Source organism: Acidovorax sp. GW101-11A03 (genome assembly GCF_059424825.1).
On the sequence record NZ_JBWKZU010000035.1, the window covers coordinates 43,599 to 60,726 of the forward strand.

The window sequence follows — 17,128 nt, forward strand, 5'->3', positions numbered from 1 at the left end:
ATTGTCAGAAGCTAAAAGTTTTTCTTGGGGCTTTTGGCAATTATTGTAGATGGTGCCAAGGGTAGAACCCCCGTATCGTTCGGGCCTTGTTTCTCATCACGCTTTCATTTGATATGCAAAGAAGACAGTTTTCCTTGGGTTTGATGGCGGCTACTGCCATGCCTTTGTGGGGTTGTGCCGCTGCCAGCAACCCAGCCAGTCGCGAACAGACCGCCCGCGCTTGGAACGATGCCCTCGCCACCATCGAACGCAGCGCCCAGGGCCGCCTGGGCGTGGCCATGCTGGACACCGGATCCGCCCTGGCCCTGGGCTGGCGGCAAGACGAGCGTTTTGCCATGGCCAGCACCTTCAAGGCCGTGCTGGCGGGCTGGATGCTGGCGCTGGTGGACCAGGGCCGGGAGCGGCTGGACGCGCGCGTGCATTACGTCGCCACCGACGTGGTGGCCTATTCGCCCGTGAGCGGCCCGCGCGCAGGCAACGGCGGCGGCCTGACGGTGGGCGAGCTGTGCGCGGCCACCGTGAGCCTGAGCGACAACACCGCCGCCAATGTGCTGATGGCCCGCCACGGCGGCCCGGCGGGGTTCACCGCGTTTGTCCGTTCGCTGGGTGATCAGCTCACGCGGCTGGACCGCACCGAACCCACGCTGAACGAGGCGGCCGTAGGCGACCCGCGCGACACGACCACACCGCTGGCCATGCTGCAGACGCTGCAAAAACTGGTGCTGGGCGATGCGCTCAGCCCTGCATCCCGCGCCTGGCTGCAGCGCTGGCTGGTGGAGACGAGCACCGGCGACAAGCGCCTGCGTGCCGGTGTGCCGGGCTGGAAGGTGGGCGACAAGACGGGCACGGCGGGCGACAGCGGCACGGCCAACGACATCGGCGTGTTGTGGCCCCCGGGCGGCGGTGCGCCGGTGCTGGTGACCTGCTACCTCACACGCTCCACGGCGTCTGCCGAGCAGCGGGATGCGGCAATTGCGCAGGTGGCGCGCGCCGTGGCGGCGGCGCGCGAGACTTTCACCCGTTCTTAGAGCTTCTTGACCAGCACCTGGCTCTTGCGGTCCCAGTTGTACTTGCGCTTGCGGGCGTCGGGCAGCCAGTCCGGGTCCACGGGCGAGAAGCCGCGCTTGATGAACCAGTGCATGGTGCGGGTGGTCAGCACAAAGATGCTGTCCAGCCCCAGCAGGCGCGCGCGCTGCTCGATGCGCTTGAGCAGCTTTTCGCCATCGCCCGTGCCCTGGCTTTGCGGCGATACCGTTACGGCCGCCATCTCGGCTGTCTTGGCCTCGGGGTAGGGGTAGAGTGCCGCGCAGCCAAAGATCACGCCGTCGTGTTCGATGACGGTGTAGGTGGCGATGTCGCGCTCGATCTCGGTGCGGTCGCGTTTGACCAGGGTGCCGTCCTTCTCGAACGGCTCGATCAGCTGCAGGATGCCGCCCACGTCGTCGATGGTGGCCTCGCGCAGCTCTTCGAGCTTTTCGTCGATCACCATGGTGCCGATGCCGTCGTGCACATACACCTCCAGCAGCAGCGAGCCATCCACCGCAAACGGCAGGATGTGGCTGCGCTCCACACCGGCCTTGCAGGCCTTTACACAGTGCTGCAGATAGAAGCCCGTGTCGGTGGGTTGTTGTGCGGGTGGCAGCTGCGCCAGCAGGGCCTGCGCGGCGGCCAGGGGCAGCTCGGTGTCGATGGGGTTGTCGTCGCTCTCGGGTTCGGTGGGTGACATGCGAATGCCCTGCACCTCGGTCAAGAAGATGAGCTTGTCGGCCCGCAACTCAATGGCCACGCTGGTCGCCACTTCTTCCATGCTCAGGTTGAAGGCCTCGCCCGTGGGCGAGAAGCCAAACGGTGACAGCAGCACCAGCGCGCCCATGTCCAGCGTCTGGCGGATGCCCGCCACGTCCACCTTGCGCACCAGGCCCGAGTGCTGAAAATCCACCCCATCCACAATGCCCACGGGCCGCGCCGTGAGGAAGTTGCCCGAGATCACGCGCACCGTGGCGCCTGCCATGGGCGTGTTGGGCAGGCCCTGGCTGAAGGCTGCCTCGATCTCATAGCGCAGCTGGCCCGCAGCCTCCTGCGCGCAATCGAGCGCCACCGAGTCGGTGATGCGGATGCCGTGGGAGTATTTGGCCGCGTGGCCCTTGGCTGCCAGCTGCTCGTTCACCTGCGGGCGAAAGCCGTGCACCAGCACGATCTTCACGCCCATGGCCTGGATCAAGGCCAGGTCCTGCGCAATGTTGTGCAGCTTGCCCGCTGCAATCGCCTCGCCCGTGAGCCCGATCACAAAGGTCTGGTTGCGGAACTTGTGGATGTAAGGCGCCACCGAGCGGAACCAGGGCACGAAGGTGAAGTTGAAGACGGCGGACATGGCGGTGCAAGCGGTGGGGCGGGCCTTGGAATGACGGAAAAAGCGGCAACGGCAGGCGGCCCCGTGGGGCCGCCAAACCGCGCATCATAAGCATGCTGAGCTTTGCTGCGCCACATTCGGCGCCACAGCGGGTGCAGCGCTGCCGTCTGTGTGGCGCTGAAACGCCGCCAGCCGCGCCGCAAAGGGTTCCAGCACCAGGGCTTCGTCGGGCCCGGACGCGGGCGGCACCGCGATGGCGATACCGCTCTGTGCCATCAGCGCCTGCATTTCGAGGCGGGCGATCATGCCGTGGTCCATCAGCGCATCCACCAGCCGGTTCAGCGCGCCCTGGTGCTGGCGCAGCAGGGCGCCTGCGCGCTGGTATTGGGCTTGCAGCAGCGCCTCGATGGCAGCATTGCTGGGCGCCACATCGGTGTTGATATGGTGGTCCATCTCCACCGTCACATCGGTGCGGGCCAGGCGGGCGCCAAAGCCGTGGTGGCGGATGTAGCGCGCGGCCTCGGCCGTCACCTGCTTGTAGTCCTGCTCGGCGCCCGTGGTGCAGGCCATTTCGCCAAACACCAGCTCCTCGGCCACGCGGCCTGCCAGGCCCACACACATCATGTCCAGCGCGTTCTGGCGCGTGGTCACCTTCAGGCCCGCAAAGCTGTTGTAGCCGCCTTCGAAGGATGCGATGTTGATCTTCACCTCCTGCGGGGCCTGGCCCAATAGCAGTCCGTACACCAGCGCATGGCCGGCCTCATGCACCGCCAGCAGCGCGCGGAAGTCGGCGTTGGCGCGTTGCTTGAGCCGGTTCAGCTCCAGCGTCACGGCAAACAGCGCCTGCTGCCCTTCGGCCTGTACCACCAGGTGGCGCTTGTCCGCTGCAAGCGTGATGGGGTAGGTGGTGCCCAGCGGCAGCGCCTGCTCCAGCACCCACAGCGCGGCCTTCACCAGGTTGGCGCTCAGGATCGCGTGCACCGACGAGAACAGCGGCCGCGTGCCCTGGGCCGGGAACACGGCGTTGGCATACAGCTCGTTGTGCACGCACTGGGCGATGGCAAAGCGCACGCCACACTGGGTGGCAATGTCGTCGCAGTAGCGCGTGCAGAGGTTGCGGATGAGCTGCTTATAGGTCGCCTTGTTGAACGATGGGTACACCACATGCTCGTTGCCCAGCCGCCCGATCTGCTCGGGCTTGAAGCGCTCGCTCAATGCCTTCTTCACATCGATGAGCGACAGCTTGCGCGTGAGGCGGTGAAAGATGTCGGCATCGGTGTCGCAGTCTTCCACGCGTTGCGCGGTCTCGTGGTACATCTCGTCCAGGTTGCCGCACACAAACACCAGCAGCTTGCTGTAGTCGGTTTCCCACGCGTGGTGCGACTGCTGGAACCGCGTGAACAGCGCCTGCACCTGGGTGGGCGGCCACTGCATGATCTCGGCCAGGGGCTCCTGCAGCTTGAGCATGCGCTTGAGTTCCTGCGCATCCCAGGCATCGAGCTGGAAGCGGTACGGCTTCTTGCCTGCGCGCTCGTCGTCGCCATCTTCGGCGCGCTCAGCCTCGTAGTGCGCGTCGGCCAGCTTGCGCTCGATGTTGGTGAGCGCGCTCAGGGCCGGGGGCAGGCGCCCGTCGGAGAGCAGCGTCCACACATCCTGGTAGCGCTCCACCTTCACGTCTTCGCCCTTGCGGTCCACGGTGCGAAAGCGCTGGAACTCGTCCAGTACGAGGATGCCGGGCGCGCCCTCGTGGATGCCCGAGTCGCCGAGCATGCCCGAGATGGACGAGCTGCGGTAGCTTGCGCCGTGGCTGAAGCCGTCCATCTGCACTTCCACAAAACGGTCGTAAAAACCCAGCAACTGCGCCAGGCGCCGCGTGAGCTGCGTCTTGCCCGTGCCTGTGAGGCCCCACAGGCAGACGATGACGGGCCGGGTGATGAGCTGGGGCAGCACATACCAGGCGCGGATGGCATCGACCACACGGTCGATCGCGTCGTCGATGCCGAACAGCTCGGCTTTGAGCTGCGCTGCGGCTTGTGCCAGCGCCTGCTGGCGCTGGGCCAGCAGGGCCCGGTGTGCCTCTGTAGGCGGTTGCTGCCCATGCGACAGCGTTGGAGTTTGGGTCGAAAGGTCCATGTTTTCTATCGTTCTTGTCAATCGCTCTCGGTAAAGCGAGCGTTCAGGGTCGCCTTGCGCAGGGCGACGGTGTCCGCACGGCGCTGGGCGCCACGGGCTCGGATGTGTTTGCCTGCTGCGCTGGACAGGCTGCGTTGGGCCAGTGCGGCGGCCACAGGGTTTCGGGGCGGGCCCGAAGGTTCGAGTTTCAACACCAGGGGCTGCTTCATGCGGCGCAGCTTTTTGATTTCACCCTGGGCGAAGGCCCGAGACAGTTTTTTGGCACTCATGTGTGCGTTCCACAAACAAAAAACCCCGGCAAAGTAGCCAGGGCTTGTGGAGCGCTGCACTGAGGTGCAGGAGGTCGCTTGTCTGCCGTGGCTGGATGCGTGAAAACACAGTCCAGCCGGGGCGGTGGACAGTGGTCAGGCGGGAGCGAACAAGGGAACAAACATAGCGGTGACCTCCAGGGCTCTCAGGGGCTGGCCGATGTGCCAGCACGATGCTGAAAGAAGGCGCGATTGTGGCGAGGCGTGTTGCAGCTGGCAAGTGCCGGGGCTCGCAACACGTGGAAATGTCGCACAAAAATCACAGTGCGCCGGTGCATGGGGCGGGGGCTCAGCTCTTACGGCGGTAGACCCAGCCCGCCGCGTGCATCTGCTCTTCCTTGTCGCGCGTCTGCACCACCAGTTCCACCAGGTCGCGGCCTGCATTGAGCGGCACCTGCACCGTCATGCCAGCGCGGTCTGCCGACATGGGGAGCAGGAACTGGCTGTCGTCCCAGAACAGGTACCCGGGCAGCTCCTGCAGTTCCTTGAGCGAGGACTCTCCCACGCCCATGGCCAGCGGGATAGATTCGGGGGCGTCGTTGATCAGCTGCCACGTGCTGCCCAGGCGCGCCGACCACGGGGCGGGCAGCGGTGCCGGGGCAGGTGGCATCTGCTGCGCAATTGGCATGGTGATCCTGTAGTGCCCTGAGGTGGCCAGCTCGCGGGACATCAAGTAGCGGCGGCCCTCGGCCAGCTCCCAGCGGTATTGTTTGCCGGGCTGGGCGTCCGACCACCACCATCCGTCACTGCGCAGGCGCAGTCCGATGCTCAGGGGCTCCCAGCGCTGTCGCTTGGCGGACCATTCGGACAGGTCAACCTGCTGACTGTCCGGCGATGCCGCCTTGATGGGCTGTGCGTAGTTGCCGTAGATGCCCAGCCGGGCATCCACTGCCGCTGAAGAAATGGTGGCTTGTGCCGGGATGGCCGCCGATACATTGGGGGGGAGCGCGCGCAGTTTCCCCGTTTCCTGCAGCGCCCGCAGCAGGACTCCTTCGGCTATCGGCCCGGGCTTGAACCCTGGCGCGCTGCCCGTGAGCAGCACTGCCATACCCGCCTGCGGCAGCACATAGAAATCACTGGAGTAGAACATTGTCCCGCCGCTCTTTTGCCACGCTACAACGCCTGCCGCGTCCAGACCGGGGTGCTGGGTGCTGTCCCAACCCAGGCCCCAGTGCCATTCGGGAGTGAGGTTCAGGCGCATGCCCTGGTTCTGCGCGCTGCCCATTTCGGTGACGCCCTCCTTGGAGACAATGCGCTGGCCGTCCAGCTCGCCGCCCCGCATCAGCATGGCCGCCAGCTTCATCATGTCGCCCGGCGTGGTGCACAGGCCGCCAGTGGCGTAGCCCATCACGAACTCCTGGCCCTGCCGCACATCGCCGATGTAACCATGGGCAAAGCTGCCTGCAGGCAGGGGCTGCAGCGTGTAGCCCGAGCGTGCCATGCCCAGCGGATTGAGGATGGCAGACTGCACGAACGTGGGATAGGGTTGCCCGGTGATGGCGAGCACGATGCGCTCGACCAGTGTGAAACCGTCGTTGCAATACACGGCCATCGCGCCAGGCACGTGCTTGAGGTGCACATCAGCCAAGGCTGTCTCCAGCTCGGCGGCATAGCCCGGCAGCGGGGCCAGGGCAAACATGTTGTGGGTGTGGGTGCCGGGCAGTCCTGAGGCATGGCTCAGCAGGTGCCGCACCGTGATGTCACGGTAGCCCGGCGACAGCATGGTGAATTGTGGGAGGTAGCGCGCCACAGGCGCGTCCAGCTCGACCAGGCGGCGGTCTACCAGGATCATCACGGCCAGCGCCGCCAGCACCTTGCTCACAGAGCCTACGTTGAACCGCGTGTCCGTGGTGGCGGCTGCGCGGGAACTGTCGTCCACCACACCAAAGGCTTCCTGCCAGACGAGGCGGTCGCCCTGCAGCAGTGCGATGGAGGCGGCCCGTGCCTGGCTGGTCTGCATGGCCTGCCGGATTTCATGGCGCCCCCAGGCCATGGTGGCGGACAGATGGGGGGCGGCATTGTTGCCGCCACCGCAGGCGGGCAGCAGTGGGGCCAAGGCCGTGGTGCTTGCCCAGGCCAGCCAGTCGCGGCGCGACGTAGTCTGGGGCTGTGTAGGGTCGGCGGCAACGGGCAGGTGGGCGGGTGTCTGCAAGTGCATGGGGTTCGCGTTTCTGGTGTGGCACACGCCACAGGGACGTCGCCGGGCGCGGCGGGAAGTGCGCATTACATACCGAAAACCCAGGCTCTCGGATAATGCACGCCTTCATGACCGAATCCGAGCCTCTCCCCCCCACGCCCACCGCCCCACGCGCCGCCCCCACTGCCGAGCCGCTGCGCATCACTTTTCCTGATTCCCTGCCCGTTTCGGGCAAGCGCGAAGAGATCATGGCGGCCATCACCAAGCACCAGGTCATCATCGTGTGCGGCGAGACGGGCTCGGGCAAGACCACGCAGCTGCCCAAGATTGCGCTGGCGCTGGGCCGGGGCAAGTGCAATGCCAAGCCGGGGCAGAAAGGCCAGCTCATCGGCCACACCCAGCCGCGCCGCATTGCCGCCAGCAGCGTGGCCAAGCGCATTGCCGAAGAGCTGAACACGCCGCTGGGTGACGTGGTGGGCTTCAAGGTGCGGTTCCAGGACCGCCTCAGCCGCGATGCCTCCGTCAAGCTCATGACCGACGGCATCCTGCTGGCCGAGACACAGACCGACCCGCTGCTCAAGGCCTACGACACCATCATCATTGACGAGGCGCACGAGCGCAGCCTCAACATCGACTTCCTGCTGGGCTACATCCGCCAGATCCTGCCGCGCAGGCCGGACCTCAAGGTCATCGTCACATCCGCCACCATCGATGCCGACCGGTTTGCCAAGCACTTCGAGAGTGCCAAGGGCCCGGCCCCGGTCATCATGGTCTCGGGCCGCACCTTCCCGGTGGAGCAGCGCTGGCGGCCTTTTGAAGAAACGCGCGACCATGGCCTGAACGAAGCGATTGCCGATGGCGTGGATGAACTCTGGCAGGGCAACGCGGCGGGTGACATCCTGATATTCCTGCCCGGCGAGCGCGAAATCCGCGAGGCGGCGGATCACCTGCGCAAGCACCTGTCGCACCAGCCCGTGATGCGCAATGCCGAGGTGCTGCCACTGTTCGCCCGCCTGTCGCAGGCCGAGCAGGACCGCATCTTCGACGGCCACACCGGCCGCCGCATCGTGCTGGCCACCAACGTGGCCGAGACATCGCTCACCGTGCCGGGCATCCGTTATGTGATTGACGCTGGCACAGCGAGGGTCAAGCGCTATTCATTCCGTAGCAAGGTGGAGCAGCTGCTGGTGGAGCCCATCAGCCAGGCCGCCGCCAACCAGCGCGCGGGCCGCTGCGGCCGCGTGGCCAACGGCATCTGCATCCGCCTGTACGACGAGGCGGACTTCAACAGCCGCCCGCGCTTCACCGACCCCGAAATCCTGCGCAGCTCGCTGGCGGGCGTCATCCTGCGCATGAAGTCGCTGCACCTGGGCGATGTGGCGCAGTTCCCGTTCATCGAGGCCCCCTCGGGCCGTGCGATTGCCGACGGCTACCAGCTGTTGTCTGAGCTGGGCGCGGTGGACGATGCCAACGAACTCACGCCCATGGGCGTGGAGCTGTCGAAGTTGCCGCTGGACCCGCGCGTGGGCCGCATGATCCTGGAGGCGCGCGAGCGCCGGGCGCTTGACGAGGTGCTGGTCATCGCCAGCGCCCTGAGTGTGCAGGACGTGCGCGACCGCCCGCTCGAAGCGCAGCAGCAGGCCGACCAGGCGCACGCCAAGTTCGACGACGAAAAAAGCGAGTTCAGCGGCTACCTCAAGCTCTGGAAATGGATCAACGAAGCCCGCGGCGGGGCGCCCAGCCTGCCGTCGGCGCGTGCGCAAAAGGCCATGGCGCAGCAGAAGGCGCCGTCGCAGGCGCATCTGCCCGTGGCGCAGCGCTCGGCGGTGGCCGCGCCTGTGCCCGCAGTGGCCAGCGTGGCGACGCCAGCGCCAACCCACAAGCTCAGCAACCGCCAGTACGAGCAGCTGCTGCGCCAGAACTTCATCAGCATCCGCCGCCTGCGCGAGTGGCGCGACATCCACACCCAGCTGCTCACCGTGGTGACCGAACACAAGTGGCAGATCAACACCCAGCCCGCGAGCTACGAGCAGATCCATCTGTCCATGCTCTCGGGCCTGCTGGGCAACATCGGCGTCAAGAGCGACGAGGAAGACTGGTACCTGGGCGCGCGTGGCATCAAGTTCTACAAGCACCCCGGCGCGCACTTGAGCAAGAAGCCAGGCCGCTGGATCGTGGCGGCCGAGCTGGTTGAGACCACGCGCCTCTTCGGACGGGGCATTGCCGCCATCGAACCCCAGTGGCTGGAGCAGGTGGGCGGCCACCTGCTCAAAAAACAGATGCTGGACCCGCACTGGGAGAAAAAGGCTGCGCAGGTCACGGCGCTGGAGCGCGCGACGCTCTATGGCATCGTGGTCTACAACAACCGGCGCGTGGACTTCGGCAAGGTGGACCCGCAGGGCGCCCGCGAAGTCTTCCTGCGCGAAGCGCTGGTGGGCGGCGAGTGGGACACCCGCCTGCCGTTCCTGGCCGCCAACCAGAAGCTCATCGCCAAGGTCGAAGAGCTGGAGCACAAGTCTCGCCGCCAGGACGTGCTGGTGGACGACGAACTCATCTACGCCTTCTACGACCAGCAAGTACCGCAGGACGTGTGCAGCGGCACCACGTTTGAGCGCTGGTACAAGGACGCAAGCCGTGCCAACCCCGAGCTGCTCAAACTCACGCGCGACGAACTCATGCGCCACGAGGCGGCGGGCATCACCACCAGCGCCTTCCCCAAGACCGTGCGCCTGGGCGGCGTGGACTGCACCGCCACCTACCTGCACGAGCCCGGCGACCCCCGCGACGGCATCACCGTGACGGTGCCGCTGTTTGTGCTCAACCAGGTGAGCGAGGAGCGCTGCGAATGGCTGGTGCCCGGCATGCTCAAGGACAAGATCCAGGCGCTGCTCAAAAGCCTGCACCAGCGCCCGCGCAGCCGCTTTGTGCCGCTGCCCGAATCGGCCGCGCGGCTGGCCGAGCTGTTCAACGCGCCCGAGCGGTTTGGCACTGGCAGCCTTACCGACGCACTGCTCAAGCAGGTGCGCGACGAGACCTCGCTGGACGTGAAGCGCGCCGACTTCAAGCTCGACATGCTCAGCCCCCACCTGTTCATGAACTTCCGCGTGGTGGATGAACACGGCCGCCAGCTGGGCCATGGCCGCAACCTGGGCGCCCTCAAGGCCGAGTGGGGCGCCAAGGCGCGCGGCGCCTTCCAGGCGCTGGCGGGGCTCAAACTGGGTAGTGCAGCGGCAGAGGAACAAAAATCTGAGTCAAAAATGCCCTCTGCGCGCGATGGTAAAGCGCAATCAGCTATGAAATCAGGAGCAAATGCGCCCGCGCAACCTGCACCAGCGGCGCAGGCCACACCGTCGGCCCCCGCAGGCCAGCGCTACACCAGCTGGACGTTTGGCGAGCTGCCCGAACTCATGGAGATCAAGAAGGCCGGGCAGACGCTGATCGGCTTCCCGGCCCTGATCGATGGCGGCGACGCTGTGACCATCGAGGTCTTTGACGAGCCCGAAGTGGCCGCCGCCAAACACCGCGCAGGCCTGCGCCGCCTGTTTGCGCTGCAGATCAAGGATGCGCTCAAGTACCTCGAAAAGAACATTCCCGACCTGCAGAAGATGGCCGTGGCTTACATGCCCTTGGGCACGCAGGAAGAGCTGCGCACCCAGATCATCGACGTGGCGCTGGACCGCGCCTTTCTGCTCGACCCGCTGCCGACCGACGAATACGCCTTCAAGCGCCGCGTGGAAGAGGGCAGGGGCCGCCTCACGCTGATCGCCAACGAGGTCGCGCGCCTCGCGGGCGCCATCCTCATCGAGTACGCGGCGGCCGCCCGCAAGATCAAGGACACCAAGAACGCGCCCGACGCAACTGCTGACGCACTGCAGCAGCTGCAGCGCCTGGTGCCCAAGCAATTCATCGCCCAGGCCCCCTGGGGCCAGCTGGCGCACTTCCCGCGCTACCTCAAGGCCATCACCCTGCGCCTGGACAAAGTCCGCGCCGACCCCGCCCGCGACGCCGCCAAACTGGCCGAGCTGCGCCCGCAGGAGCAACGCTACTGGCGCCTGGTGGCCGAGCGCAAGGGCGCGGTGGATGCGCGCATGCAAGAGCTGCGCTGGTTGCTGGAGGAATTGCGCGTGAGCTTCTTCGCGCAGGAGCTGCGCACGCCGCAGCCGGTGAGTGTTAAGCGGCTGGACAAGCTGTGGGCGCAGTTGAATAGCTGATGTAAGGGGACGGGCGGCAGGCCGGACTATGGGCGCTTCAGGCGGCTTTGCAGCGATTGCTGTCATCCAAGCTTTCCCGCCGAATGAGTACTATCGGCCAGTAGCGGCCTGTGGCGGCAGATTAAGGCGGACGCTCAACGCAAAGCTGACCGATGATGAGGAGCGCGCCACTGACGCTCGTTTTGGAACGTGCGGCTGATCGCGCTCCTCGTCATTCGGTCCAGCGTCTTGTTCGCTGCCCCTCTATGTATCAAGTGGAATCTCATCCCAATCTGCCTCAACGCCGATCACCCAATCCAGAGCCTTCCGGCGCTCTGAAATCAGTCCCTCATCAACCGTGGACTGGTGCCCCATGAGGCGAGCGTTCCGGGCTGCCCAGTGCAGGCGATAGTGAAGATCAGCCTGCTGATAGATCTCATCAAGCGGACGGAGCGTTGCCTGAGAAATGAACTCCCTCGGATCAGTGAACGGCCGCGGAAAGTGGCTGGCAAGATCATCGTCGCACCTCTGGAACGGGTCCAACTCCACCAAGCCCAGACACCACGTGAGGCTCTGAACGCACTCGGTCAGCCATGTGGCGTTCACCTTCTCCTGCTGGGTGTGCTCTGACCTGCTCAGCAGATCCTGCTCTCCTGCTGATGCGTGCTCGAAAAGGCCGAACTCCTCCAACGACGCTCTCAAGCGACTGGCGTCGGCGCCGAATCCAATACCGATGGCGTGATTCAGGACAACGATGCGCGTAGCGACCGACCGAGCGTCCTGCGGCCTCAACTCCTCGACCGACTCAAGAAGTGGGAGCGTCTCATTCACCTCGACGGAGTGACGACGAAGGAACTCGTGACTGGCGGTCTTAGCGAGCGCGGGCGTCATGTTTTCAGCGAACGTGATGTATCCCGCAAAACCTGCGGGATAAACTGGACCGTGCGGGATATTCTGGACACTGATTTCTCCTGGGAGTGGCTTGCCGCATAGGTTTGCATGGGATGACCTGTTCAAACGCCCAGGTATAGAAACTCCGTGAAACCCGGCATGCGTCAGCTCGGCAAACTATAGCTTGCCGTAGGCAGACAACGAAATTTCCAACAGCCGCGTGCAGCAAGTAAATGGCGGCTTCCAGGCGGCGCTTCTGAACGGCTGCTCAGGGCCCGAAGCAGCCAGTCACTAAGCCGCTAACGCCCGTGCTTACCGGCAATGACTCCGTCGGAATCCCATTGAAACTGCGCTCTTGGGAAAGCCAATTTGAACGACATTTCTACCGAGGGCATATCTCGGTCATACACGCGGTCATCCGCCACCACGACGCGGCTCAGTTTTTCAAACTGAGCAAGCCTGGCCAAAAGCTGGTCAAGTGGCATCGCGCTGTACAAATGCGCCCCCACCCGCAGTAATGTTGGTTGAGCACGGCTTGCTCTCGCCTCAAACTCTTCCAGGGCTTGGAGATCCGACAGTCCCAGTTCCAGTTCTGGCTTGTGCTGAGGATTGCTGGAGGCCGAATCTTGCAGTGTCGTCATAACATTCCTCGTCTACGGATGACCGCTCCTGGCAGATAGTACTCATTCGCGAACGCGGAGCGTGCGACTGCAACAGTCTGAATCTGACACTTGACTCCAGCACAACCGCATGTGTTGTCGCGGCACATACGTTCTCGCCTGTACCGAGCTGCACTGCGTGGCAGCATGGTCACTTTGGTGACGCAGAACCGGGCCACCCCCATTGCCCGTGCCCCTTGCGGCATCTAGGCTAGCGGGCAAAAGGAGACTGTCTGCCCTATGCGTCCGCACCACAAGTTCTGGCCCCGCCGCCTGCCGCATGCCATCACCCTGCCAGCCACCTCGCTGTGGGACAACCTGGCCACCAACGCCCGGCGTTACCCGGACAAGCCCGCGCTGGTCTTTTTTGGCAGCACCGTGACCTATGCGCAGCTGGCTGCGGGGGCAGAGAGGGTGGCGGCGCGGCTGGCGGCGCTGGGCGTGCAGCGCGGCGACCGCGTGGTGCTGTGCATGCAGAACTGCCCGCAGCTGGTGATGGCGCACTTTGGCATCCTGCGGGCCAATGCAGTGGTGGTGCCGGTCAACCCCATGAACCGGGCCGAGGAGCTGAAGCACTACATCACCGACCCCGACACCAAGGTGGCGATCACCACGGGCGACCTGGCCCCGGAGATGGCCAAGGCGAGCAATTCGCTGCACCCGTCCGAACGGCTGGCGCACCTGTTGGTGACGCAGTTCAGCGATGCGTTCGATGTCAATGTGACAGGCGCCGATGCGCCGCCCGAGGCCTGGGCCGAGTGGCTGGGAACCCGGCACCCGCTGCCCGCGCTGGATGGCGGCGAGGCCCATGCGTGGGCGGATGCCGTGGCCTGCACCGATACCCCTCCGGCGCTGGCGGTGGGCCCGCACGACCTGGCGCTGCTGCCCTATACCAGCGGCACCACGGGCCTGCCCAAGGGCTGCATGCACCTGCACAAAAGCGTCATGCACAACGCGGTGGCCAGCAGTCTGTGGGGCAATGGTTCGGCCGACAACGTGACGCTGGCCGTGGTGCCCATGTTCCACATCACCGGCATGGTGAGCGTGATGCACACGTCCATCTACTGCGGCGCCACGCTGGTCATCATGCCCCGGTGGGATCGCGACCTGGCTGGGCGCCTGATCTCGCGCTACCGGGTAACCACCTGGACGAACATCCCCACCATGGTCATCGACCTGCTGGGCAGCCCGAACTTTGCCAGCTATGACCTCTCCAGCCTGGCCTACATCGGCGGCGGTGGGGCGGCCATGCCCCAGGCGGTGGCGCAGCGCCTGCTGGATCACTATGGCCTGCGCTATGCCGAAGGTTATGGCCTGACCGAGACGGCGGCCCCGTCGCACGCCAACCCGCCCGACAACCCCAAGCAGCAGTGCCTGGGCATCCCGTTCATGAGCACCGATGCACGGGTGATCGACCCCGACACCATGCAGGAGGTGCCTGTGGGCGAGCAGGGCGAGATCATCATCCACGGCCCCGAGGTGTTCGAGGGCTACTGGAAGCGGCCCGATGCCACGGCGTCGGCCTTTATCGAGTTCGAGGGCAAACGCTTCTTCCGCTCGGGCGACCTGGGGCGCATGGATGAGGATGGCTATTTCTTCCTCACCGACCGGCTCAAGCGCATGATCAATGCGAGCGGCTTCAAGGTGTGGCCTGCCGAGGTGGAGGCGCTGATGTTCCGCCACCCCGCGATCCAGGAGGCCTGCATCATTGCCGCCAAGGACAGCTACCGGGGCGAGACAGTGAAGGCAGTGGTGGTGCTGCGCGCCAGCCACCAGGACACCACCGAGCAGCAGATCATCGACTGGTGCCGCGAGAACATGGCGGTGTACAAGGTGCCGCGCATCGTGCAGTTTGTGAGCGCGTTGCCCAAGAGCGGCAGCGGCAAGGTGATGTGGCGCACGCTGCAGGAGCAGGAGGCGGCGTAGCCGTTGGCAAGGTGGCAGGGCCAGCAGCCCTGCGGGTGATTGAACGAGACGAAGGGGGCTGCCGGTGATGCAGCCCTTTCTTTTGGGGGCGCGGATCGGGCCGTGCGGTGTCAGGACGCAGCCGACGCAATGGTCAGCTCGCCCAGGTCGCGCTCCAGCAGGGCCGGGTCGCCCAGTTGCAGTTCGATCAGGCGGCGCAGATGGGTCACGCTATCGAGGTCGATGCCCCGGCACAGCAGGCCGGTGTGCAGCCCGTGCACATGGGCCACCTCGGTGGACATGGCGATGTGGTTGCCGGTTTCGGCCAGGGGGATGGTGATCTGGCAGAGCATGCCAGGCTCCAGCTCGGCCTGTGCGGGCACGGTGATCAGTGCGCCTTTGAGCGACAGGTCCAGCACATGCACGCTGAACGCATCGTGGGAGGTGGTGAGCAGGGCCGGCGCGTCAAAGCCGACGCGAACAAAATGGCGGCGTTCATGGGGCATTGCTGTCTCCTGAGCGAGGCGTGGTGGACACATGCTACTCCAACCCTCACCCGGTCAGATTGCCTTTGGAGCTTTTGGCGGGCTTTCGTTACCATGCGGCTTCCGCCATTGATGGATGGAGTCAGGCCGTGGGTCCAGGCGTTTACCGGTTCAGTCGCCGTGCTGCAGGCGTGCTGCGATGGGTTGTGGTGATCTCACTGCTGTGGGCGGGCGTCGGTGCGATCACTGCGTCTGCGGCGCCGCGTGAGCTGCGGGTGGGGGTGTATTCCAATGAGCCCAAGGTGTTTGTCAACGACGACGGCAAGGCTGCGGGCATTTTTGTGGACCTGCTGCAGCTGGTGGCCGACCGCGAGCAGTGGACGCTGAAGTTTGTGCCCTGCAACTGGCAGGACTGCCTGAACGCTCTGCGCGCAGGCCAGCTTGACCTGATGCCCGACGTGGCCCGCACGCCCGAGCGCGAGGGGCTGTATGACTTCCACACCCTGCCGGTGCTGCACAGCTGGTCGCAGATCTACCGGGCGCACGGCAGCGCGATCCACTCGCTGTTTGACCTGCAAGGCAAGCGGGTGGCGGTGCTCAAGGGATCGGTGCAGCGCGCCACCTTCCTCAACATGATGGACAGTTTTGGCATCCAGGTGTCGCTGGTGGATGCGCCGAGCCTGATCGAAGCCTTTGCGCTGGTGCAGCGCGGTGAGGCCGATGCGGTGATTGCCAATCACCTGTTTGGCAACTTCCATTCGGTCCGCTATGGCGTGACGGACTCGGGCATCGTGTTTCAGCCAGCCACGCTGTTTTTTGCCACCACCCCCGGGCGCAACGCCGAGGTGCTGGCGGCCATCGACCGGTCGGTGCAGGACTGGCGCAGTGGTGCCGACCCTGCCTATGCCGAGGTGCTGCGCCGCTGGGGCGTGCAGGCGCAGGAGGGGGGCATGCCGCCCCTGGTGTGGTGGAGCCTCGCAGGGTTGCTGGCTTTTGGGCTGCTGGCGGCGCTGGCAGCGCTGGTGCTGCGCCGCCAGGTGCAAGAGCGCACCCGCCACCTGCAAGACAGCGAGCAGAAGCTGGCCACCATCCTCGACAGCGTGGGTGCCTTCATCTACATCAAGGGCCGCGACTACCACTACCAGTACGCCAACCACCACACGCTCAAGCTGTTTGGCAAATCGGCCAGCGAAGTGGTGGGCCATGACGACTCGGCCGTGTTCGATGCCGCCACGGCTACGCAGCTGCGCGCCAACGACCGGCGCGTGCTGGAGGATGGCGAGACGCTGGAGGCGGAAGAGGTGAACACCCAGCTGGCCACGGGCGAGACGCGGGTCTATCTTTCCATCAAGATCCCGCTGCGCCATGCCGACGGCAGCATCCATGCGCTGTGTGGCATCTCCACAGACATCACCGAGCGCAGAAAGGCCGAAGAGTCGCTGCAAATCGCCGCCACAGTGTTCGAGTCGTTCGAGGGCATGATCGTCACCGGGCCGGACCAGCGCATCCTCAAGGCCAACCAGGCTTATGCGCGTCTTACGGGCTATGCGGTGGAAGAGCTGGTGGGGCAGACGCCCCGGCTGCTGCACTCAGGCCGGCAGGATGCCGCCTTTTATGCCGCCATGAAAAACGCGCTGCGCACCACCGGCAATTGGCAAGGCGAGGTGTGGAACCGGCGCAAGGACGGCACGGAGTACCCCGCCTGGATCACCATCACCACGGTGCGTTCGCCCGAGGGCGAGGTCACGCACTACGTGGGCACCCAGACCGATATCTCCAGCCGCAAGGCGGCCGAGGAAGAGATCCGCCTGCTGGCCTTCTACGACCCGCTCACCGGGCTGCCCAACCGCCGCCTGATGACCGACCGCCTGCAGCACAGCCTGGCGGCCAGCGCGCGGTCGGGCACGGGCGGGGCGCTGCTGTTTGTCGATCTGGACAACTTCAAGGACCTCAACGACACCCAGGGCCACGAGCTGGGCGACCAGCTGCTGCGCCAGGTGGCGGCCCGCCTGTCGGGCTGCGTGCGCATGGGCGACACCGTGGCCCGCCTGGGGGGCGACGAGTTCATCG

11 protein-coding genes are annotated in these 17,128 nt (G+C 65.5%); 4 read left to right on the forward strand and 7 right to left on the reverse strand.

The annotated features are described in order from the left end of the window. Window positions 1-113 precede the first annotated feature (113 nt). Window positions 114-1,028, forward strand: coding sequence for an ACA family class A beta-lactamase (gene blaACA, locus AC07Z7_RS15470; protein ID WP_494766784.1), 915 nt, complete (start codon window positions 114-116; stop codon window positions 1,026-1,028). Here the strand turns inward: blaACA and argA are convergent. The 4 genes from argA to AC07Z7_RS15490 form a co-directional block, all read right to left on the reverse strand. Beyond that, entirely contained in the window at window positions 1,025-2,371 is a 1,347-nt protein-coding gene (gene argA, locus AC07Z7_RS15475; RefSeq protein ID WP_094290598.1) for an amino-acid N-acetyltransferase, read from the reverse strand. The genes blaACA and argA overlap by 4 nt on opposite strands. 84 nt (window positions 2,372-2,455) lie before the next feature. Continuing rightward, window positions 2,456-4,483 (reverse strand): AAA family ATPase, encoded by a 2,028-nt coding sequence (locus AC07Z7_RS15480; RefSeq protein ID WP_494766785.1) that lies wholly within the window; start codon window positions 4,481-4,483, stop codon window positions 2,456-2,458. Between the two features lie 17 nt (window positions 4,484-4,500). Next, complete coding sequence (locus tag AC07Z7_RS15485) at window positions 4,501-4,752, reverse strand: hypothetical protein (protein WP_094290600.1); 252 nt, start codon at window positions 4,750-4,752, stop codon at window positions 4,501-4,503. Between the two features lie 328 nt (window positions 4,753-5,080). Beyond that, complete coding sequence (locus AC07Z7_RS15490; protein ID WP_494766786.1) at window positions 5,081-6,949, reverse strand: serine hydrolase domain-containing protein; 1,869 nt, start codon at window positions 6,947-6,949, stop codon at window positions 5,081-5,083. A 107-nt stretch (window positions 6,950-7,056) separates the two neighbouring features. Between AC07Z7_RS15490 and hrpA the strand changes: the two genes are divergently transcribed. Continuing rightward, window positions 7,057-11,139, forward strand: a complete 4,083-nt coding sequence (gene hrpA, locus AC07Z7_RS15495; RefSeq protein ID WP_494766787.1) for an ATP-dependent RNA helicase HrpA — start codon at window positions 7,057-7,059, stop codon at window positions 11,137-11,139. A gap of 243 nt (window positions 11,140-11,382) precedes the next feature. Here the strand turns inward: hrpA and AC07Z7_RS15500 are convergent, their stop codons facing one another. Together AC07Z7_RS15500 and AC07Z7_RS15505 are read right to left on the reverse strand one after the other, a co-directional pair. Next, on the reverse strand, window positions 11,383-12,009 hold the full coding sequence (locus AC07Z7_RS15500; RefSeq protein WP_494766788.1) for a DUF4272 domain-containing protein: 627 nt from the start codon (window positions 12,007-12,009) through the stop codon (window positions 11,383-11,385). Between the two features lie 299 nt (window positions 12,010-12,308). Beyond that, window positions 12,309-12,650, reverse strand: coding sequence for a hypothetical protein (locus tag AC07Z7_RS15505; RefSeq protein WP_133066295.1), 342 nt, complete (start codon window positions 12,648-12,650; stop codon window positions 12,309-12,311). Window positions 12,651-12,908: 258 nt separating this feature from the next. Between AC07Z7_RS15505 and AC07Z7_RS15510 the strand changes: the two genes are divergently transcribed. Next, the gene (locus AC07Z7_RS15510; protein ID WP_494766789.1) at window positions 12,909-14,594 is read left to right on the forward strand and encodes a long-chain fatty acid--CoA ligase; all 1,686 of its coding nucleotides are present in this window, start codon (window positions 12,909-12,911) and stop codon (window positions 14,592-14,594) included. Between the two features lie 110 nt (window positions 14,595-14,704). Here the strand turns inward: AC07Z7_RS15510 and AC07Z7_RS15515 are convergent, their stop codons facing one another. Next, on the reverse strand, window positions 14,705-15,079 hold the full coding sequence (locus AC07Z7_RS15515) for a PilZ domain-containing protein (protein ID WP_494766790.1): 375 nt from the start codon (window positions 15,077-15,079) through the stop codon (window positions 14,705-14,707). A gap of 170 nt (window positions 15,080-15,249) precedes the next feature. Here AC07Z7_RS15515 and AC07Z7_RS15520 point away from each other — a divergent pair. Further along, a partial coding sequence (locus tag AC07Z7_RS15520) for a PAS domain-containing protein (protein ID WP_494766791.1) occupies window positions 15,250-17,128 on the forward strand: 1,879 nt, incomplete at its 3' end.

Excerpts from the sequence above, each read along its gene's own strand:
- AC07Z7_RS15480 (WP_494766785.1), bottom strand. The coding sequence starts at position 4,483 with ATGGACCTTTCGACCCAAACTCCAACGCTGTCGCATGGGCAGCAACCG.
- AC07Z7_RS15515 (WP_494766790.1), bottom strand. The coding sequence starts at position 15,079 with ATGCCCCATGAACGCCGCCATTTTGTTCGCGTCGGCTTTGACGCGCCG.
- argA (WP_094290598.1), bottom strand. The coding sequence starts at position 2,371 with ATGTCCGCCGTCTTCAACTTCACCTTCGTGCCCTGGTTCCGCTCGGTG.
- hrpA (WP_494766787.1), top strand. The coding sequence starts at position 7,057 with ATGACCGAATCCGAGCCTCTCCCCCCCACGCCCACCGCCCCACGCGCC.
- AC07Z7_RS15500 (WP_494766788.1), bottom strand. The coding sequence starts at position 12,009 with ATGACGCCCGCGCTCGCTAAGACCGCCAGTCACGAGTTCCTTCGTCGT.
- blaACA (WP_494766784.1), top strand. The coding sequence starts at position 114 with ATGCAAAGAAGACAGTTTTCCTTGGGTTTGATGGCGGCTACTGCCATG.
- AC07Z7_RS15490 (WP_494766786.1), bottom strand. The coding sequence starts at position 6,949 with ATGCACTTGCAGACACCCGCCCACCTGCCCGTTGCCGCCGACCCTACA.
- AC07Z7_RS15485 (WP_094290600.1), bottom strand. The coding sequence starts at position 4,752 with ATGAGTGCCAAAAAACTGTCTCGGGCCTTCGCCCAGGGTGAAATCAAA.
- AC07Z7_RS15510 (WP_494766789.1), top strand. The coding sequence starts at position 12,909 with ATGCGTCCGCACCACAAGTTCTGGCCCCGCCGCCTGCCGCATGCCATC.
- AC07Z7_RS15505 (WP_133066295.1), bottom strand. The coding sequence starts at position 12,650 with ATGACGACACTGCAAGATTCGGCCTCCAGCAATCCTCAGCACAAGCCA.